The organism is Verrucomicrobiia bacterium (genome assembly GCA_035460805.1).
Taxonomy (GTDB): Bacteria; Patescibacteriota; UBA1384; order CAILIB01; family CAILIB01; genus DATHWI01.
In genome coordinates this window covers 1-17,955 of record DATHWI010000135.1, presented here as the reverse complement: position 1 = coordinate 17,955, position 17,955 = coordinate 1, and the positions used below count along the sequence as shown (strand labels likewise).

Below are 17,955 nucleotides of genomic sequence, written 5' to 3'. Positions count from 1 at the left end.
GAATGGAACCAACCACTTTCTGTTTGTGTGGGCCGGGAGCTCACCAAGCAGTTTGAAGAGGTTGTTACTGGTTCTTTAGAAGAAGTTCAGCAGGAGTTTGCTGCCCGCCCCACCATCAAAGGAGAAATAGTGCTTCTCGTCACAACCCATGCCTAAGTTCACCATCACCACCTCCATTCACTACCCTAATGCCAAGCCGCATATGGGCCATGCTTTGGAGTTTGTCCAGGCGGATTTTTTGGCGCGCTACCACCGTATGAAGGGTGAAGAAGTATATTTCCAGACCGGCGTAGACGAATTTGGCCTCAAAATGCAGCGCGCTGCTGATGCGGCCGGTAAAAGTACTGGCGATTTTGCTAACGAGCAAGTAGCCCACTTCACTGGCTTGGCCGAAGCCCTTTCCCTCAGTCACGACCGGTTTATCCGTACCAGTGATGCGGACCATATGGCCATGGCCCAAGCCTTGTGGCAGGCCTGTGCGGCTAGGGGTGACATCTACAAGAAAACCTACCGTGCCTGGTACAACATCAAGCAGGAAGAATTCCTGGGTTCTGCAGATGAAACACCCGATCCTTCCGTGTTTGGCATCGACGAAAAGTTCATCGAGCTCATTGAAGAGGAGAACTACTTCTTTGCTCAATCTAAGTACACGGACCAGGTCCTGGCGCTGCTCAGGAGTGGGGAGTATGCCATTTACCCCGCACATAGGGCTCAGGAGCTTATCCGCTTTGTGGAGGAGAAGGGACTGCAGGATATTTCTGTTTCACGGGATATTTCCCGGTTGAGCCACGGCATCCCTGTGCCAGGTGACGAAAACCAAGTCATGTATGTCTGGTTTGATGCCCTCACTAACTATCTGACCGGTTGCGCCTCGGTGGAAGAAGGGCGCATTGTCCCGGGAAGCCGCTGGCCTGTAGATTTGCACTGCATAGGTAAGGACATCACCCGTTTCCATGGGTTGCTTTGGCCTGCCATGTTGCTTTCTGCCGGCCTAGAGGTGCCTAAGCGCCTGTTGGTGCATGGGTTTATCCTTAAGGATGGCCATGTGATGAGCAAGAGCCGGGGGAATGTGATTGACCCGTACGAACCTTTGGAGAAATACGGGGCTGACCCGTTGCGTTGGTACTTCCTGCGGGCCCTCCCAACTACTGATGATGGGGATTTCACCATGGAGCGCCTGGCGGAAGTATATGCCAGCAATCTGGCAAATGATTATGGAAACCTGGTGAGTCGCGTGCTTACCATGGTGCATAAGTACTGTGGAGGGGTTGTGCCAGGTGTTTCAGAGGAGCAGGTAGCTAACCTGGAAAAGGTGGTGGTTGAGGAGAGATGGGCGGAGTACGATGCCTTTGCTGAGAACATCCGTATTCAGGAGGCGCTTGGTAGTGCCCAGCAGCTCATTGTGTTCTGCAACCGCCGCATTGAAGAGTTGAAGCCATGGGAAATTGCCAAGGATGAACACCGCAAGGGTGAGCTAGACGAGCTTCTCTACGAACTTCTCGAGGTTATCCGGCATATTACCAGCCAGGTTTGGCCGGCCATTCCTACAACGGCAGAGCGTGTGGCAAGGGAGCTCTTTACCTGTCTGCCATCTGATTTCTGGTTTGATGGTGCCAAAGCGCGTGCGTGGGGAAGCCTTGTTCCAGGTGAGTCCCTGGGTGCCGCTCCACTCATTCTCTTCCCGCGTCATGATTGATACTCACGCCCATCTTAACTACCCACCACTTGCTGCCGATGTAGCGGGCGTACTTTCCCGTGCCTCTGAAGCTGGCGTTGCCCGCATTGTGGTGCCAGGAACCAGCCGGGAGTCCTCTGACTCTGCGGTGGCGCTTGCAGGGCAATATGCCCAGGTGTATGCGGCGGTAGGGGTGCACCCTTCTGATGCTCACGAGACGACGCCTGCTGATATTGAGCGCATTACCACACTTTCCCTTAACCCGAAGGTGGTAGCCATTGGGGAAGTTGGGCTCGATTATTTCCATTTTGATGAACTGGGGGAATCGGAGGTTGAGGCAAGAAAAGCGCTCCAGAAGGCAGTTTTATATGAAATAGTGAGCCTTGCGAAAGAAGTGGACAAGCCACTCATTATTCACAGCCGCGATTGTTTCCAAGACCTTTACGATATCCTTTCGGTAGAAGCAAAGGGGATGAAAACAGTAATTCACTGCTTTACGGGAAGTCAGGAAGAGGCTGATGCCTGGTTGGCATTAGGTTTCCACCTGTCCTTTACTGGGATCCTAACCTATAAGAATGCAGAGGCCTTGCGTGCGGTGGCCACTGGCGTCCCGTGGGACCGTGTTATGGTGGAAACCGATGCGCCGTACTTGGCGCCTCAGGCTTTCCGCGGGCAAACGTGCGAGCCGGCCATGGTCATGGCTGTGGCGGAGCAGCTTGCTGCGCTAAAAAATGTTGATGTCAGTGAGGTGGATGAGCGAACAACCTCGACCGCCGATGCTTTCTTTAATTTTGTGTCATGATCCACAAAACAAAGGGAATCATTGAGTTTGTAGACTGGGTTGGAGTGGTGCTCATTGTAGGTGCTTACTTGGCTGCCGTTATGGGGACAGTGCAGGCGACGGACTATCGCTACCTAGTGGCCAACATTGTTGGGTCTGTTGGCGTGGCGTACGCCTCTTGGAAGAAAAAGGATGTCCAGCCAGTGGTCTTAAACCTGGTTTGGATACTCGTTGCCCTCATTGGCTTACTGCGCGCCTACAATGCCTAAGGTAATTGTGGGGATGTCCGGAGGCGTCGACTCCTCCGTCGCGGCTGCGCTTCTCTTGGAGCAGGGCTTTGAAGTGGAGGGCATGTTCATGAAGAACTGGTCCCCCTCGACCCTCCAATCTTTGACTGATTGCCCTTGGGAGCAGGACCAGGCAGACGCAGAAAAGGTCTGCTTAGAACTTGGCATTCCTTTCCGCTCTATTAATTTTGAGCAGGAATACAAGGAGAAGGTGGTGGATTATTTCTTGCGGGAATACGCCGCAGGACGCACTCCAAACCCGGATATCATGTGCAACAAGGAGATTAAGTTCTCGGTGTTCTTGGACAAGGCCAGGGAAATGGGGGCGGATGGCATGGCTACGGGACACTATGCACGGGTGAGGGACGGGGTACTTTACCGCGGCTTGGATGCCCGGAAGGACCAATCCTATTTTCTGTATGCATTGAACAAGTCCCAGTTGGAAACAGCGTACTTCCCAGTGGGTGAACTTGAGAAGAGTATGGTACGCGAGAAGGCTGCAGCCCTGAACTTGGCAACGGCGAGCAAGAAAGACAGCCAAGGCATCTGCTTCATTGGCCACCTGGACTTGAAGAAATTCCTCTTGGAACAGATTGGGGCAAAGCCTGGGCGCACCTATTTGCTGCCACCTTACGTGGCAGGAGAGGCTTTCTCTGAACGTGTACGAAAAGCATTAGTAGTAGGGGAGCATCGAGGGGCGATGTTCTACACTATTGGAGAGCGCGCAGGGGAGGCAATAGACAACGGCGTACTACGTTCGTACACAAATGATCCCGATACTAAGCCCGTATATGTTGTGGCTACAGAAGCTGCATCCAATAGGCTCTATGTGAGCCTGGACAGGTATGACCAGGACCTCATGAGCACTTTTATTGAGCTTGAAGGGTGGCAGACCACTGGTGGGGATACCGATCCGTCTATTGTATCGACCATCGACATGAAGGCGAAAAACGGACTTATCGGCGTGCAGGGTAGGTACCAACAGCAACCAGTGGCGGTGAAAAAAATTACTGCCGGAGCAGGGGTGGTGAGGGTAGAGACGGATCCCCTTTGGGCTGTTGCACCAGGTCAGTCGCTTGTTTTTTATGAAGGTGATAGGGTGTGGGGAGGAGGAATAGTATGCACTACAGAGCACACGATTCAGTCCGGCTTGTCCCCGGCGTAGGTCCAAAAACCGTAGAACACCTGGAACGGATGGGGATCCGTAGTGTTTTTGATTTGTTGCACTGGTTCCCGCGCCGCTACATTGACGCATCAAACCCGCTCCCCTTGAACCTGGTGCAGTTCGGTTTTCCGGTGGCAATCCGGGTGACCGTAGACTCTCTGGTAAAGAAACGAACCAAGAGAGGGCTCTCTTTTGTTGACGCAGAAGTCTCTGATGACAGTGGAGTTCCCCTGACGCTCCGCTTTTTTAACCAGCCCTATGTGGATAAGAAGCTGACCATTGGCAGCACATGGACGTGTGTAGGGGCCATAGAGCGGTTCCATGGGCAAAATATCCTGCCCAGTCCCGTGCTATTGGATGAACCCCAGGTTATACCGGTCTATCCTCAGACAAAGGGGGTGACTAGCTGGATGCTTCAGAAGTTCATCCGCCAGGTCATAAACGATGCGGAAATAGAGGATATAGTGCCAGACAGCCTGCGGGAGCGGGAAGAGCTGCCACCGTACCGCGACATGCTGCGTCTCATCCATCAGCCGGTGTCTATGGCCGACGAAGAGCAGGGGCGCAAGGCTATGGCGTTCATTGAGGCCTTCTCATTCTTCATGAATGTGGCGCAAAGCCAACAACTCCAGGTGAGAATGGCAGGAAGTATCATTGACGTGCCCGTAGAGTGGCTTAAAAATGTCGTAGAATCATTGCCATTTGAATTAACGGCGGGGCAGAAGCGCGTAGTGTGGGATTCGCTCACGGACATGAAATCGGGGAAATTGATGACTCGCCTACTCAATGGCGACGTAGGTTCCGGAAAAACTGTCGTGGCTGCCCTGCTTGCCGCATGTGTCGCACAGACGGGAAAGAAAAGTATCATTTTGGCACCTACGGAGATTTTGGCACAACAGCATGCAAAGACTGTTGCTGAGTTACTGAAAACCGCCGGCTGCCGTGTAGCGTTGTGGACTGCCGCTACGAAGGAAGATGCGGATAGTGCGGATATTATTGTGGGTACGCATGCTGTTATTCATGACAATTTTGCCGTGAAGAATGTGGGCTTGGTTGTGGTGGACGAGCAGCACCGCTTTGGGGTGAAGCAGCGCGCAGCCTTACGGGACAAGCAGGAGCATCCCCCGCATGTCCTTGCCATGACTGCCACGCCGATTCCCCGCACACTGGCCCTCGTCTTGTTCGCCGACCTCCAGGTTTCCTTCCTTAAGGAAAAGCCCAAGAACAGGCAGGTTATCCATACCGACATCATCCCCATTAACCGCCGCCGTGAGATGGAAGGGCGCATTGCACAGGAAGTTGCCGCAGGCAGGCAAGTGTTTGTGCTGTGTCCCCTCATTGAAAAGGAGGAAGTCTTTACTGAAGGCGAACCTGTCGTGGATCCTAAGGAGATTAAGACTGTCTCCAAAGAGGCGGAGCGGTTACGCAAAGAGCATCCTGAGTTTGGACGGGTTGCCGAACTGCATGGCCGCATGAAAGCAAAGGAAAAAGAGGCTCTCATGGCCGAAGTTAAGGCAGGCAAGGTGGATGTCCTGGTTGCCACATCGGTCATTGAGGTGGGAGTTGACCTGCCCAATGCTACGGTCATGGTCATAGAGAATGCAGAGCGCTTTGGCCTTGCCCAGCTTCATCAGCTAAGGGGCCGGGTTGGGCGTGGCAAGGAACAATCATACTGCTTCCTTTGCCCTACTATTGGCGGTGGCCCAGCCATTGAGCGGCTTAAGGCGCTGGTGGAATATGAAAGTGGGTTTGATATTGCCGAGCGCGACCTGGAACTCCGTGGACCTGGCGACTTGACGGGCATCGTGCAATCGGGGCTTCCAGACTTTAAAATGGCTCGATTAACAGATTTGGAATTCCTCCAGCGCGTTAAGGGCGTGGTGCAGACTTACGTTGAAGAACATCCCGAATTCCCAGTTCAGTGGCAGGAAAGGGGCTTGTCTAGCGCCGTGGCGGGATTGGAGTAGCCTGGCGCTCCCTCCCCCGCGGGGAGTAGGGTAGGCGCATGCGAGAGAAAGCAATTTCTTTACTGAAGAGGTACTGGCGGCAGGGAACACTTGCCGTAGTTGTAATTGGGTTGGGCGCTGCAATACTGCTACTCCCCCACCTCCGTGTTAAAGCCGCGGGCATAGGGCGGCTTATTATTGGAAGCAGCGGGGAGCCAGTAACTATCATTACGGAGAATGGGGAAGCCGATGCATTAAAGGAGCGCATGGCTGGGTTGGAGGCGGAAGTGGCTGCCTTGAAAGAAGCGCGCCTTAAAGACGGCGAGCTCATCACTTCCCTGCAGCAGGAGTACCAGGCAGCCAGTGCAGAGGTAGCTGCGGCGCACGATACGTTTGTACGGGAAGCGGAGCAAGCGAGGGCCGTAAGTAAAAAGGCGGGGACGGGGAGTAGTAGTGGGGTGGACTCCCCTACTGCCTCCTCATCAGTTGCGGAGTTGCCCACTGTTAGCAAGAAGGTTTCCATTAACCGTGGCACGCTTGCCCAGCTAGATTCGCTTCCTGGCATTGGACCTTCGTACGCCCAGCGAATTATTGATTACCGCACGGAGCATGGCGCCTTTAAGAGCATTGATGACCTTGACCAGGTGAGCGGCATAGGGCCGGCGACGATAGATAAAATCAGGGACCTCATTGAGCTTTGAGGGGGAACGTGGTATTCATCTCATACGAGGTGAAGGGTTTGCTTGTTGTGTTTGTGGTTGGTGCCTACCTAATGGCACTCGGTGTTTCCTACTTATCCTCCCGTCTGACCCCTTCGGTGTTTGGATGGGTGCTTGTAGCCAATATCTGTACCTACCTATGGGCGCTAGGCGCATGTGGCCGGGTATTTGGTGACTTTGGGATGCTGATGTTCGCTCTCATCTCTTTTGTGGGTTATAAGACTTTACCCTTATTGCATGCCAGCATGGCTGAAAAAAGGGAGCGGGAGAAGCAAAAAGAGTGGGACGAGTTAACGAAGTGAACGTTTCCTGTAAGCCCGGCCGCACAGCCGGGCTTTTTCATTGTTAATCTGGTCAGGTTGCGCTATAGTACGTAGGTTCTGCCGGGGTGGTGGAATGGTAGACACGCATGCCTTAGGAGCATGTGCCGCAAGGTGTGGAGGTTCGAGTCCTCTCCCCGGTACCAAAGAAAAGAAGAGTCCTCTGGACTCTTCTTTTCTTTGATTTGGGATCGGCTTCGAAACCAGGTTCGCCTTTCCCAGTACCTTGCTCCGCGAAGCGGAGAGGAAAGCTAGTGAGCGCTTCTTTCTGAAATTCATGTGCAAAGCACTGACTGCAGAAAGAAAGTGAGCGTCGTCCTCTCCCCACCCTTTGCCTTTCTGTTACTATCGAAGCAGGTCACTCGTGTCCCGGGAGCTTTGAAAACATGATTAATCCCCTTGATAACCTTTTCCTAATATCTGGTCATGGCGGTTCTCATCCGCTGAGGGATCCCGTGTTTCGCGGAAGCCTTCCTCCAACCTGCTATGCCATTGTGCATTTTTTCCTGAAGCCAGGGCCGTGGAATATCTGCGCACTGAGCACCTCGTTCCAAGGCTGTCTTGAGCAGCAGCGCCAATCATTGCGCGTCAGTCAGGGTGTGCTTGAGCCTACGCAAGAAGTGGCTCTGGCCGCTCTGTCGCCGGAAAGTGCCAAGCCCGGCAAGCCTATGGCCTTTAGCCTGCACCGTCAACAGGATCTTGACCTCTGCCTCTGGGAAGTAGAGCCTTTCTGGGAGTTGCAGGCCTTGTCTCCTGATGAGGTGATCCACCTGATTGAGGAAACACAGGCACACTATGACATGCGCCTTCAATCTGCTGACCGCGAAAGGATGAGAAGGCCCCGGCATAGCGGCCGGGACCAATTTGATGACCTCTTTGCCCCAAGGAGCTTCGGGCTTTAGGGTGAATACCCAGCAAGGGTCATGTTCTTCTTACGGCCCGGTATATAACACCGGGCCGTTTTTCTTATCTCTTCACTTCGCTCATTATCTGTTACTCTAAGCGGCAGAAAGCACCCAGGTGCTTTCTGGAGAAGTATGTTTGACATCATTGAAATGGCTCCCAGGCGGGAGATAGCAAAAGAAGAAATCGACACTCTCGCAGGGATACTGAGGAAGGGCACTCCTTTCAAACTTATCACTGACCTGTGCTTTTCACCGCATTCATGGCAGGAGAAAGATGCGTACGTGCACGAGCTCCCAAGTTGCCACGGTATGGGCAAGCTGGGTGGGAAGCAGACCGTCTTAACACTGCACGCAGCAGGGGCTGATGCACATATACCAGGTCAGAGACTTGTCATAGATATGACCGTCGATCCTGAAATGTATGTTGGGTACCCTAGAAGGGGCGATGGATGGGATAAGCTTACGGCTATCGACGGCGTGCGTGACCACGTCAAGTTTGTTGCCCTGTTCTGCAGCGCCACCCTTGAAATGCTCCAGGATTGCCCCGTTTCGCGGCTCGTCCTCCCCACAGCTTTTCCCGACAGGGAGTTAGCCGAGGAGAATACGCACGCGCCCTTCTTCCTTTCAGACCTTCTGAGGGTCACGGAAAAAATGCTCACGGTCCTTGAGGGTGATGACAACTACAAGCATGTCATGATGCTTGCTGCCGAGCTTGACCTGGGATTCAGAGGGGATCCCTCGGCATTCATGGAGAGGCTACCAGGGGCTCTCCGCAAAGCGCTTGCAGATCCGAAATCCGAGGCAGCCCTTATGTTGCCAGAAGCAACGCCTTGTGGCTGAAATCACTGCACAGACCTTACGGGCACGTTCTACACGTGCCTGTTTTTCATCCTTGAATAAAATTATCGTTTTCCAGAGCCATTACTGCTATAAACAACAGTAATAGGGCAGCCCGGCTGCCCTTGTAGCTTGATAGGACAGGTGAAGAATGGATAAACGTTACATGGTACCGGACATCACGCATTTGTGGAGTCTGGAACAGCGCCTTTTAGGATGGCAAGAAACCGAAATTGCCTGCATTAGGGCGGATCAACATCTGGGAAACATTTCCCCTGAAATTGCTGACGCGATGGTGCAGGTACTGGAAGCAAATCCCATCGATATTAGTGTGTATGAAGCCAACGACAAGGAACTTCGTCACGACCTCAACGCGTTCCTCCAAGAGCGCGAGCGATTCCTCCCCAAGGAGTATCACAAGTACTTCCACCGGGAAATGACTTCCTACGATACCCAGGAGCCAGCAATGGCCCGCCGCCTTCAGGCGTCGGCCGCCCTCGTGGCAGCTGGGCTTGAGCGGCTTGACCAGGTTCTCTTGGCGCAGGCTGAGAAATACCGATACTCCCCTATGGTGGGGCGCACCCACGGGCAATGGGCCGAGCTTCAAACATTCGGCTTCCGGTGTTTGCGCTACCGTGCCGTACTCAAGCTCTGCCAAGCGCAGCTAGAGTTCGCGCAAAGCTTTCTGGATTACTCAAAGATCTCAGGCGCCATTGCCAACTACACGGGTAGGACAATGGAGGAAGAGTGGGTGGCCCTGGATCTGTTGAATCTCAGGCCGTTCTACGGGGCTTCCCAGATCATGCCGCGTATCATCTACCTCCCGCTTATCGGCGCCATGCGTGCCGCGGGAGAACTCTTGGGCCAGATTGCACTCGATGTGCGTCTCAACGCACGGAGCGGGTGCCCCATTATGCAGGAGTTCTTTTCTCCTAAACAAATGGGATCATCAGCTATGCCTCACAAGCGCAACCCTATCCAAACGGAGGGTGCGGCTGGCATCCTAACGCTGCTCTTCGGGTACCTGGGTTCCCTGGAAGATGTTATCCAGACCTGGGAAGAGCGTGCCATCGAGCAGAGCTCTACCGAGCGGGTGGCGTGGCCCGACGCGTTCCATGCACTGATCTACTGCCTAGGCCGCATTGCCTCGGTGCTGGAGAAGGAATATGTCTACACCGACAACATGCTCCTGGAAATCAAGAACATGGGTGGATGTTACGCTACGAGCCGGGTCAAAACCCTGCTCAAGAACCTGGGCGTCGCCTACGGCCTTGCAGGGGAAGAGGCGTACCGCATCGTGCAGCTTGCTGCCTTTAACGTGATACCTGTTCCTGACCCGTACCTTCCTCCGGCCCAGAGCCTTGAGGAAGCCGAAGAGCGCCTTCAGGCCCTCATGGCAGAGCCTAGGGAGGGGCAACCCCTTCACCTAAGGGACGTCCTCATGCAAGGGGCATTGCAGCCCTCTGCGTTTCTCGAGACATCAGCCGAGGACCTGGAACGATGGAACGCCATCCTGAAGAAGATGTTTAGCTTCCCTGGGCCTCAAGAGGCGCTGCGGGAAGCTTTCCTTCTCAAGAGCCATCTGAAGGGGGAGGAAGGGGTCTTCAAGGCCCTCCTCGCCTCCTAAGCATCCTCAATTCACAAAAGGAGCGACAACCGTCGCTCCTTTTTCATTGGGTAACTTTTTTAGAAGTCTCGCATCATCATCATTTTTTCACCACGGCCACCATGTCCCCCAGGACCACCGTGACCCTTGGGCCCTGGTCCCGCAAAACGGAGCCACTTCCCACTGATGTCATTGTCGGCTGCCCACTTGCTTACATCGGCCATGAGTTGGTCCATGGCAGCACGCCGGTCGCCATCGTCAGTGATTTTCTTAATCTCTGTCATTTTTGTCTCAACCTCAGTCTGTTTGGTGGTGATGAGGTCTTTTTGGGCTTGGGTAATATCGCCATCGGTCACGGCCTGGCTGAGTCTGTCCTCTGCCATCTTTTTCATTTCCACGTCTTTTTCAGCTTTCACTTCATCTACAACTGCTTGGACATCCGCTTCCTTAAGGTTAAACTTTGCCGCCATTTTGGTGACAAGGCTGCTTAGGGGAGAGGTGTTGGCTGTGGTCTCATCGGCAAAAGCGCGCTGGGTAGCAAGGCCACCGGTGAGGATGAGCCCCGCTGAGGCGACACTAGCCATGAGAAGTTTGCTCCGGGTGTTCATAGAAACGTTACTTACTGCTTCAATGTCACCACTTTACGTGTGCAAACTGAGAGAAAGCTTAAAGGAGGGAAGTGCCTTGATGGACAGGGAAGAAGACAGTGAACGTGGTGCCATTGCCGGGCTTACTAGTAATGGTTACCCTCCCCCGGTGCATGTCTATAATTTTTTTCGCAATGGAAAGGCCTAGCCCGTAGCCACTCGTTTCGTTTTTAGTGCGCGAACTGTCTGCGCGGTAAAAACGATCAAAAATATAGGGGATGTCCTGCTCGGCAATTCCCTCCCCTTCATCGTGGACGGACAGGGCAACCTGCCGTTTATGGTGACGGAAGGATGCTTTTAAGGTGACAGTGGAACCCTTGGGGCTGTACTTAATGGCGTTATCTACAAAGATACTCAAGAGCTCTACCATGCTCCATTGGTCTGCCTCAAAGGCCCCCTCTTCGGCCGTGTGAACCAGGGTAATCTTTTTGGCATCGGCCTGTTTGGTCATTTGCCTTACGGTTTCTTGGACGACCCGGGCAGCGGAGACGGGGGCAAGGGCGAGGTCCTTTTGGATATCCTGCTGGGACAACTTAAGGAGTCCGCTGGAAAGCGCTTCCAGGCGAGCCACCTCTTCCAACGTGCTTTTATGGAGAAGCTTCGATTCTGTAAGGGTCAGGTTTTTGTCACGCAGCGCTACTTCCAGCTCACTCCTAATAGCCGTCAAGGGCGTTCGAAGCTCATGGGAAGCATCCGTGGCAAACCGGGACTGCGATTCCATGTTTTCTTCAATTGGCTGTAACGTGCGGCGAGCAAGTAAGTAGCTGGCAACACCGCCAAGTCCCAAGATAAGCACATTGAAGTAAATAAGGTTGAGTCGTACAGTGTGACGGCTTTCTTCCAGTTGTTGAAACCGTACCAAGTTAAAGCTTTCCAGTTCAGGGACTGGGCGGCCGCGGAAAAAGCTTTTTTCCAACAGTGCTTCCAGTTTGATGCGGTCCCTTTCAAACTCCTGCGTTGAAACCTGGTAAAGCGCCATGCTAAAACCGACGCTGAGTAGCATCGTAAAGAGGAGGTACCAGAGGGTGAGGCGGAGGACCGCGGCTTTAAACATTAGGTGGCGTCTAGTTTGTACCCAAACCCACGAACGGTTTTTATGAGTGCTTTACCTTTGAAGGGCTTGTCTATCTTTGCCCGTAGGTAACCTATGTATACTTCTACCGTATTAGGGAGGACATCTGCGTCATAATCCCAGACATGGGCAATAATGGCATCCTTCGTGAGTGTGACATTTTTATTGCGCATGAGGTATTCCAGGAGCGCGTACTCCTTTCCTGAAACGGCAATTGTGACATCTTTCCGATGCACCTCAAAAGTAAGGGTGTTAAGGGAGAGCTCCCCTGCGTGCAAGGTGTTTTCTACCTGTTGTTCTGGCCTACGGAGCAATGCGCGGACGCGGGCCAGGAACTCATCGAACGCAAAAGGTTTTATGAGATAGTCGTCCGCCCCTGCGTTCAACCCAGAAACCCGCTCATGGATTTGGTCACGTGCCGTTAGCATGAGGATGGGGGTGTGCAGGCCTTTCTCGCGCACGGCGCGGCAAATTTCCAGGCCGTCTTCTACGCCGGGAAGCATCCTGTCCAAAACAATAAGGTCGTAGGGTTCGGTGAGGGCAAAGGCTTTGCCTTCCTTGCCATCGTGTACCACATCTACGGCATACTGCTCTTGCTCCAACCCACGCTTAAGGGCGGCAGCAATCTTTTTTTCATCCTCAATGATGATAATCCTCATAAATATAGGCTACCTGGTGACCCTGAGAAAACGCTGAGTCGTGGTACTATGGAATATATCTCAGTTTATTCTCAGAAAGATTAGGTTAGATGGGAGTATGACACTTTTGTCACCCAGAGAACAGTTGGCTCAAGACCGTCTTGCTAAAAGGAAAGGCACCATTGCTTTGGCACTCCTTTTTGTCATGGGCGTCATTGGCGTGGTCAGCCTCAGCATGCGCAGGGGAAGCGAAGGGGGTGACGAGGCGCAGGCCTCCATCGCGCTTGCCAGCATGGAAGAGGAAAAAATAGTCCGGGTTGGCATTCAGGCTGGGCACTGGAAATACCGTGAAGTCCCCTCCGAGCTGGATAAGCTTCGCCGGAATGGCGGCGGCGCGTCTGTGGCGGGCGTAGACGAATGGGAGATTAATCTTGCTGTGGCGGAAAAAGCAGCAGCTATTTTGGCCCGGCAAGATATTATGGTGGACATCCTCCCTACCGCCGTTGACCCAGGCTACGAAGCCGATGCCTTTGTCGCCATCCACGCTGACGGGAACGACGACACTTCGGTGTCAGGCTACAAGGTTGAGGCTTCTTCCTTTGACAAGAGCGGCTTGGCAGAGATCTTGAGCGATACCATTGAAGAGACATACGGTACTGCCATTACCATGCGCCACGACCCAAGCACTTCCTTGGATATGACTGAGTATTACGCTTTCAACTACGTGAAATACGAGCATTCCATTGCCCCTACTACCCCAGGCGCCTTGGTCGAGGTTGGCTTCCTTACGCATGACGGTGACAGGAGTATTTTGGTCAATAAGACCGACAGGGTGGCTAAGGCAGTGGCTGACGGTATCCTTGCCTTCTTAAGGGAGCAGGGGAAGATATAGTCTCTGCAATTAAAAAATGACCCCGCGGGGTCATTTTTTTGAGCGAACAATTACTTGCGGCGCTTCTTGCCGGCAAGCCCACCGAGCAATCCAACAACGAGGCCTACACCTGCTGCAGCACCTGCTACTGCCCAAGGGTTCTTGCGAGCCGCGGCGTCAACTTTCTTCCCTGCAGCCACTACTGCTGCCTGTACTTCCTGCTCTTTCTTCACGACCTTCTTAACAACTTTCTTAGCTGTTTTGGTAGCTGCCTTCTTGGCGCCACCAGCCTTCTTAGTAGCCATGGTTCCTCCTTATGGAAATGGGAAAAGTAATATCTTAATTAGCATACCTTATTACTTGGAAGAATTTTAGTTGTATTTTGCTAAAAAAGGCGTACATTATCCCCATCGGTCCACGGGGGCCGAGGAGGCCACTAATGAAACGGTGGGACATATCGGACGTTAAGCATGCCGGGAAAGTGCGTCAGCACGAATCCCGAAGGGACCAAATCAACCAGGCTGCGGCACAGGCGGGCGTAGGCTCAATTGTTCTCGGTTTGGTGGCAGTCGCTCTGTTCATCATCAGCTTTACCCCGGCTTATTCGGGTGATGGCATGAAGGAATGGATCGAAGCCTTACGCATTCTCGGAGGCATCTTCGGGTTCGCGGCGGCAGTCATGTTCTGGTTCCATCATGTGATGGACGTCTAGCAATCATCTACAAGGCCAGCCACATTATTTTCGGCTGGCCTTATTCGTTGCCCCTACCAGATTGACAAATCTGGTTTTTTGTGCTAAGATTCTGCCACAAATCTAAGGAGATGGACACTGACAAATGAATAGGATGTATGCAGACGCGATGGTTTTCGCGGACCTTCCTGGTCGCGACCCGGTCTTCTGTGGGGTTAATCCTCGGGAAGACTTGGCACTAGGCATTATGACGGTGGCGCATCCGCATTTGGATGCGTCCACTACCCTTAACAGGGTCAGGTCAACGAAGCGGGTCCTTCTTGCTCAGAAACAGCCCATCAAGGTTGTGGAGAGTAAAAAGGACTTGTGCGGGACGGGAGAGGACGACAACCTCCGGGTGGTCATGAACCTCCAAGGGTGTCCGGCGGACTTGAGACCGAACGACGTGCGCATGCTTTTCGAAGCGGGTGTACGCGTCATGGGGCTCCAATACTCCGGTGCCGGGCCATTTGGTGGCAGTTCAGATGCCCCAAACGAACCACTTACCGACAAGGGCCGGGCAATGCTCGATACCTTCGCCTCGGTGGGAATGATCCTGGACCTGTCACATCTTGGCACTGCTACCGTCGAGGGAGTGCTTACGCACCTCTCTCGGCGGGGTGGACCAAGGGTGATGATAAGCCACACTGGTATGTCAAACCAGTGCAATCATCCTCGGAACGTTAACGACGTTCACATGAAAGAGGTTGCGAACCTCGGGGGAATTGTGGGCATTTACTCACTCACCTTTGGGTTGAGCCCGGAGGGAGAGGGGGTGCACCACATGTGTCACCACCTTATGTGTGCCATAAACCGCATTGGGGCCGAGAACGTATGTATCGGTTCCGATGGTTGGTACCGTCAGGTGCCGGTGCAGGAATGGAAGAATTTCTTCCTTAAGTTTCAGGCGCAGATGGACCCTGACGGAAAACTGCGCTCACGTTTCCCGGATCAGCCATACGCCATGAACCGGCCCTGCCGGCTCCTCTTCATTGAGGAGGCGCTGAAAAGCACCTCGCTCATCAAGCGGGAAGTGCGCGGCGTAATGGGCGAGAACCTTCACCGGTTCCTTTACAACTCCCTTCGATAAGAGGGCTACTGGCCCCAGGCAACTTGCCTGGGGCTTTTTGAATACCAAAAATCCTTTAGCAAAAGGGAAGAATGTGCTACGCTACTAGCCATGTCCACTTGGTCTCCCGCCCTACTCTCCGCACTATTGCTCGCCATCGCCCTTGGTGCGTTTTTGCTCTGTGCGTTGGCTCCCTATAAAGCGGTGAGTAAGTTGGTTGGCCGTCCGCTTTTGGCAACCTTGGTAGGGGTCCTGGCCCTTTTTGCACTGGCCTACCATATATCTGGTCATTTTATTGAATATGCGCAGGAACTTTTTCCTGGTGCCGGGGCCCTGCAGTACCTCATTACGCTGGCACCTTTCCTCCTCATTGCCGTGGTGGGCTATGCCATCGAGAATCTCTACCACAGCCATGAAGATGACGATGAGCATGCCAGCCATGCGCACTCCCACGGGGCAAAGGCGCAGGTAAGCGGCATCATGCGGATGATCGTCCTTTCTGTCCACGCATTCTTAGATGGTCACATTATTGCCACCTTAGGCCTTTCCTGGCTCACCCTGCCATTCATCTTCCATAAGGCGGTTGATGGATTGGTGGTGAACAGTGAGCGCGCCTGCCACAAGGCTGCCTCAGCCTGGCGCGGCCGCATTGTCATCCAGCTTTTCGCCACTACGTGCGGCGCATTCCTACACTTTGAAGGTGTCCCAGAAGCCGTCCACATTGGACTCGTGTCGGCGGTAGTTGGCCTGTATGCCGGGTCCCTCACAGAATACGTGCGCTACCGCCACATGCTGCATCATTCTGAGGAGCAAGAGGAAAGCCTTGCCTGACATTGGCGGGGCTGCTTTTTTGGTATAAGGTGCGGGTAGTTATTCGCTACCCCGTAATAGCCTCTTATGAATCGCACTCTCACTGCCGTTTTCCTTGCCGCCCTTATCGCCGTGATAGGGTATGTCATGTACAAATCGGACCGCGCAGATTCTGACACTCCAACTACAGAGGCCACTGCCTCGCCGGTGCCCAGTCCAACTGCTTCCCCAGAAGCATCCGCAACGGCCTCGCCTACAACCTCCCCATCAGCCTCTTCTACCGCGCCGCTCACGGCTGCCGTAGTTATGCAGAATACGGCCTATAGCCCCGCAAAGGTTACGGTGAAAAAGGGCGGTAGTGTTACCTGGACTAACAATGACAGCGTGGCGCATGACGTGGTCGGCGATTCTGGTCCAGAAAGCTTCCGCAGCCAGCTTCTCAGCCGCGGACAGGCCTTCTCGTTCACCTTCACAAAAGCAGGCACCTACACGTATCACTGCACACCACACTCCTTCATGACAGGGACGGTAGAGGTGGTTGAGTAGCAAAACCTAGTATCCTTCCCTTAAACCTGGTACAAAGCTTGTACGCCTCGAAAGGGTGAACTTTAAGGAGGAAGAGATAGATGCATGGAGGGCAACCGCTCGACTACGGACTAATAAGGTGGCTGCACAGCGAAGAGGTCCCCAGGCTTGTTCAATGCAACAATGTCGTGGACTTTCACACGCTCACCATTGAGCAGTTAGCGAGGCTCCCCTCGTTTGGGCAGTTTAGGAGGGATGTGCGGATGTTCAATCTGCGTATCGATTCTTACAAGCCAACAAAATACCAGCGTGAGCTGGTGATCCTGCGATCAGATGGTGACGAGATTATCGTCACCAACTCTACCCTGTCCAATAGTTTAGAACGTGCACCGTACGGCCATCTGGCCCACGCGGTGCTGCCTCACCTCTATCGCGTGCAAGCGCGGTTGGTGGACAGGTTCGACACTGAGTACTTGATGATCCCCAGTTCCCCACGGCAGTGGCTGCTTCACGTCATGGTCCAGGCCAGGGCGCCAAGCATCACCCTGGAGCCTGAAGAACTCATGGACGTGCTTACCAGTTTCTCGGAGCAACCGCACCGTCGCTCCAAATCCAAAGCGTCCGAGTATGAAATCCACCCCAACTAGGGGTGGATTTTTCATGTGCAGCTTGTGGATTATTCCTACAAAAAGAGATATACAAACCCTATGCATAAAGAAGGGGATGCACCGCTTATTGCGGTGATCGGCTCCACGGGGTCAGGGAAAACGGCGCTTGCGGAAGCTATTGCCCTTCAGGTTGGGGGCGAGCTTGTTTCTTGTGATGCCAAACAGGCTTACCGCGGGATGGATATCGGCACTAATAAAGAAAAAGACTTGGGTGTGGCCCAGCACCTTTTGGATATCAAGAACCCAGGGGAGAGGTTGACGGTTGCCGAGTACCAGGGGATGGCATACCAGGTAATCGATAGTCTGCAGGCTAGGGGTGTACAGCCCATTTTGGTTGGGGGAAGCATGCTCTACGCCGAGGCGGTCATGAACGGGTATGTGTTTGATGAGGCCAAGAAAAGCAATCTCCAGCAACCTAGGTACCGTGTGCTAAAGCTGGGCATCGACATTGATAGGGAAGTGCTTAAGGAGCGCCTTAGCGCCCGGACGGGCGAGTGGCTAAAGATGGGTCTGGTAGAAGAGATTCAGCGTTTGCTGCAAGAAGGGGTGGCACCGGAATGGTTGGATGCATGCGGACAGGAGTACCGTTTTTTTACCCGTTACGTACAAGGTGAGATTTCCCTGGAAGAGGCGGTGAGGCTGACAAATACAAGCCTTCACCAGTACGTAAAACGGCAATACACA

Annotated in this window: 21 protein-coding genes and 1 tRNA gene; 18 read left to right on the top strand and 4 right to left on the bottom strand. The window is 53.5% G+C overall.

The window, feature by feature from the left end; translation table 11 throughout:
* Window positions 1-148 precede the first annotated feature (148 nt).
* From metG to VLA04_05705, 11 genes are all read left to right on the top strand, one after another.
* On the top strand, window positions 149-1,696 hold the full coding sequence (gene metG, locus VLA04_05755) for a methionine--tRNA ligase (GenBank protein HSI21167.1): 1,548 nt from the start codon (window positions 149-151) through the stop codon (window positions 1,694-1,696).
* The gene (locus VLA04_05750; GenBank protein HSI21166.1) at window positions 1,689-2,477 is read left to right on the top strand and encodes a TatD family hydrolase; all 789 of its coding nucleotides are present in this window, start codon (window positions 1,689-1,691) and stop codon (window positions 2,475-2,477) included. Before metG ends, VLA04_05750 begins: the two co-directional genes overlap by 8 nt.
* Complete coding sequence (locus VLA04_05745) at window positions 2,474-2,725, top strand: hypothetical protein (protein ID HSI21165.1); 252 nt, start codon at window positions 2,474-2,476, stop codon at window positions 2,723-2,725. The genes VLA04_05750 and VLA04_05745 overlap by 4 nt, the downstream gene beginning before the upstream one ends.
* The gene (gene mnmA, locus VLA04_05740; protein HSI21164.1) at window positions 2,718-3,908 is read left to right on the top strand and encodes a tRNA 2-thiouridine(34) synthase MnmA; all 1,191 of its coding nucleotides are present in this window, start codon (window positions 2,718-2,720) and stop codon (window positions 3,906-3,908) included. Before VLA04_05745 ends, mnmA begins: the two co-directional genes overlap by 8 nt.
* Window positions 3,863-5,875, top strand: coding sequence for an ATP-dependent DNA helicase RecG (locus VLA04_05735; protein ID HSI21163.1), 2,013 nt, complete (start codon window positions 3,863-3,865; stop codon window positions 5,873-5,875). The genes mnmA and VLA04_05735 overlap by 46 nt, the downstream gene beginning before the upstream one ends.
* A 38-nt stretch (window positions 5,876-5,913) precedes the next feature.
* Complete coding sequence (locus VLA04_05730) at window positions 5,914-6,555, top strand: ComEA family DNA-binding protein (protein HSI21162.1); 642 nt, start codon at window positions 5,914-5,916, stop codon at window positions 6,553-6,555.
* 8 nt (window positions 6,556-6,563) lie between these two features.
* On the top strand, window positions 6,564-6,875 hold the full coding sequence (locus VLA04_05725; GenBank protein HSI21161.1) for a hypothetical protein: 312 nt from the start codon (window positions 6,564-6,566) through the stop codon (window positions 6,873-6,875).
* A gap of 80 nt (window positions 6,876-6,955) precedes the next feature.
* Window positions 6,956-7,039, top strand: a tRNA-Leu gene (locus VLA04_05720).
* 240 nt (window positions 7,040-7,279) lie between these two features.
* Window positions 7,280-7,795: a hypothetical protein gene (locus VLA04_05715; GenBank protein HSI21160.1), complete on the top strand. Its 516-nt coding sequence runs from the start codon at window positions 7,280-7,282 to the stop codon at window positions 7,793-7,795.
* Window positions 7,796-7,930: 135 nt separating this feature from the next.
* Window positions 7,931-8,638 carry a hypothetical protein gene (locus VLA04_05710; protein ID HSI21159.1) on the top strand — a complete coding sequence of 236 codons (708 nt, stop codon included), beginning with the start codon at window positions 7,931-7,933 and terminating at the stop codon, window positions 8,636-8,638.
* A gap of 148 nt (window positions 8,639-8,786) precedes the next feature.
* Complete coding sequence (locus VLA04_05705; GenBank protein ID HSI21158.1) at window positions 8,787-10,262, top strand: lyase family protein; 1,476 nt, start codon at window positions 8,787-8,789, stop codon at window positions 10,260-10,262.
* Window positions 10,263-10,321: 59 nt separating this feature from the next.
* On the opposite strand, the gene VLA04_05700 is transcribed toward VLA04_05705, so the two are convergent.
* From VLA04_05700 to VLA04_05690, 3 genes are all read right to left on the bottom strand, one after another.
* The gene (locus VLA04_05700; GenBank protein ID HSI21157.1) at window positions 10,322-10,825 is read right to left on the bottom strand and encodes a hypothetical protein; all 504 of its coding nucleotides are present in this window, start codon (window positions 10,823-10,825) and stop codon (window positions 10,322-10,324) included.
* 82 nt (window positions 10,826-10,907) lie between these two features.
* Window positions 10,908-11,942, bottom strand: a complete 1,035-nt coding sequence (locus VLA04_05695; protein HSI21156.1) for a HAMP domain-containing sensor histidine kinase — start codon at window positions 11,940-11,942, stop codon at window positions 10,908-10,910.
* Window positions 11,942-12,619: a response regulator transcription factor gene (locus tag VLA04_05690; protein ID HSI21155.1), complete on the bottom strand. Its 678-nt coding sequence runs from the start codon at window positions 12,617-12,619 to the stop codon at window positions 11,942-11,944. Before VLA04_05690 ends, VLA04_05695 begins: the two co-directional genes overlap by 1 nt.
* A gap of 97 nt (window positions 12,620-12,716) precedes the next feature.
* On the opposite strand from VLA04_05690, the gene VLA04_05685 reads away from it, so the two are divergent.
* On the top strand, window positions 12,717-13,490 hold the full coding sequence (locus VLA04_05685; GenBank protein ID HSI21154.1) for an N-acetylmuramoyl-L-alanine amidase: 774 nt from the start codon (window positions 12,717-12,719) through the stop codon (window positions 13,488-13,490).
* 50 nt (window positions 13,491-13,540) lie between these two features.
* On the opposite strand, the gene VLA04_05680 is transcribed toward VLA04_05685, so the two are convergent.
* On the bottom strand, window positions 13,541-13,774 hold the full coding sequence (locus tag VLA04_05680; protein ID HSI21153.1) for a hypothetical protein: 234 nt from the start codon (window positions 13,772-13,774) through the stop codon (window positions 13,541-13,543).
* A 134-nt stretch (window positions 13,775-13,908) separates the two neighbouring features.
* Between VLA04_05680 and VLA04_05675 the strand changes: the two genes are divergently transcribed.
* From VLA04_05675 to VLA04_05650, 6 genes are all read left to right on the top strand, one after another.
* A complete protein-coding gene (locus VLA04_05675; GenBank protein ID HSI21152.1) occupies window positions 13,909-14,181 on the top strand; it encodes a hypothetical protein in 273 nt (90 codons plus the stop codon).
* A gap of 124 nt (window positions 14,182-14,305) precedes the next feature.
* Window positions 14,306-15,289: a membrane dipeptidase gene (locus tag VLA04_05670; protein ID HSI21151.1), complete on the top strand. Its 984-nt coding sequence runs from the start codon at window positions 14,306-14,308 to the stop codon at window positions 15,287-15,289.
* A gap of 90 nt (window positions 15,290-15,379) precedes the next feature.
* Window positions 15,380-16,099, top strand: a complete 720-nt coding sequence (locus tag VLA04_05665; GenBank protein ID HSI21150.1) for a hypothetical protein — start codon at window positions 15,380-15,382, stop codon at window positions 16,097-16,099.
* A gap of 66 nt (window positions 16,100-16,165) precedes the next feature.
* Entirely contained in the window at window positions 16,166-16,624 is a 459-nt protein-coding gene (locus VLA04_05660; GenBank protein HSI21149.1) for a plastocyanin/azurin family copper-binding protein, read from the top strand.
* Between the two features lie 242 nt (window positions 16,625-16,866).
* Window positions 16,867-17,250, top strand: a complete 384-nt coding sequence (locus VLA04_05655) for a hypothetical protein (GenBank protein ID HSI21148.1) — start codon at window positions 16,867-16,869, stop codon at window positions 17,248-17,250.
* 60 nt (window positions 17,251-17,310) lie between these two features.
* Window positions 17,311-17,955 (top strand): hypothetical protein (locus VLA04_05650; GenBank protein ID HSI21147.1); only part of this gene is annotated, 645 nt, incomplete at its 3' end.

Bases quoted from the DNA above. Each gene is read 5' to 3' on its own strand.
- VLA04_05700 (HSI21157.1), bottom strand. From the start codon at position 10,825: ATGGCTAGTGTCGCCTCAGCGGGGCTCATCCTCACCGGTGGCCTTGCT.
- VLA04_05660 (HSI21149.1), top strand. From the start codon at position 16,166: ATGAATCGCACTCTCACTGCCGTTTTCCTTGCCGCCCTTATCGCCGTG.
- VLA04_05690 (HSI21155.1), bottom strand. From the start codon at position 12,619: ATGAGGATTATCATCATTGAGGATGAAAAAAAGATTGCTGCCGCCCTT.
- VLA04_05665 (HSI21150.1), top strand. From the start codon at position 15,380: ATGTCCACTTGGTCTCCCGCCCTACTCTCCGCACTATTGCTCGCCATC.
- mnmA (HSI21164.1), top strand. From the start codon at position 2,718: ATGCCTAAGGTAATTGTGGGGATGTCCGGAGGCGTCGACTCCTCCGTC.
- metG (HSI21167.1), top strand. From the start codon at position 149: ATGCCTAAGTTCACCATCACCACCTCCATTCACTACCCTAATGCCAAG.
- VLA04_05710 (HSI21159.1), top strand. From the start codon at position 7,931: ATGTTTGACATCATTGAAATGGCTCCCAGGCGGGAGATAGCAAAAGAA.
- VLA04_05735 (HSI21163.1), top strand. From the start codon at position 3,863: ATGCACTACAGAGCACACGATTCAGTCCGGCTTGTCCCCGGCGTAGGT.
- VLA04_05670 (HSI21151.1), top strand. From the start codon at position 14,306: ATGAATAGGATGTATGCAGACGCGATGGTTTTCGCGGACCTTCCTGGT.
- VLA04_05705 (HSI21158.1), top strand. From the start codon at position 8,787: ATGGATAAACGTTACATGGTACCGGACATCACGCATTTGTGGAGTCTG.
- VLA04_05685 (HSI21154.1), top strand. From the start codon at position 12,717: ATGACACTTTTGTCACCCAGAGAACAGTTGGCTCAAGACCGTCTTGCT.
- VLA04_05750 (HSI21166.1), top strand. From the start codon at position 1,689: ATGATTGATACTCACGCCCATCTTAACTACCCACCACTTGCTGCCGAT.
- VLA04_05655 (HSI21148.1), top strand. From the start codon at position 16,867: ATGTTCAATCTGCGTATCGATTCTTACAAGCCAACAAAATACCAGCGT.
- VLA04_05715 (HSI21160.1), top strand. From the start codon at position 7,280: ATGATTAATCCCCTTGATAACCTTTTCCTAATATCTGGTCATGGCGGT.
- VLA04_05675 (HSI21152.1), top strand. From the start codon at position 13,909: ATGAAACGGTGGGACATATCGGACGTTAAGCATGCCGGGAAAGTGCGT.
- VLA04_05680 (HSI21153.1), bottom strand. From the start codon at position 13,774: ATGGCTACTAAGAAGGCTGGTGGCGCCAAGAAGGCAGCTACCAAAACA.
- VLA04_05745 (HSI21165.1), top strand. From the start codon at position 2,474: ATGATCCACAAAACAAAGGGAATCATTGAGTTTGTAGACTGGGTTGGA.
- VLA04_05730 (HSI21162.1), top strand. From the start codon at position 5,914: ATGCGAGAGAAAGCAATTTCTTTACTGAAGAGGTACTGGCGGCAGGGA.
- VLA04_05695 (HSI21156.1), bottom strand. From the start codon at position 11,942: ATGTTTAAAGCCGCGGTCCTCCGCCTCACCCTCTGGTACCTCCTCTTT.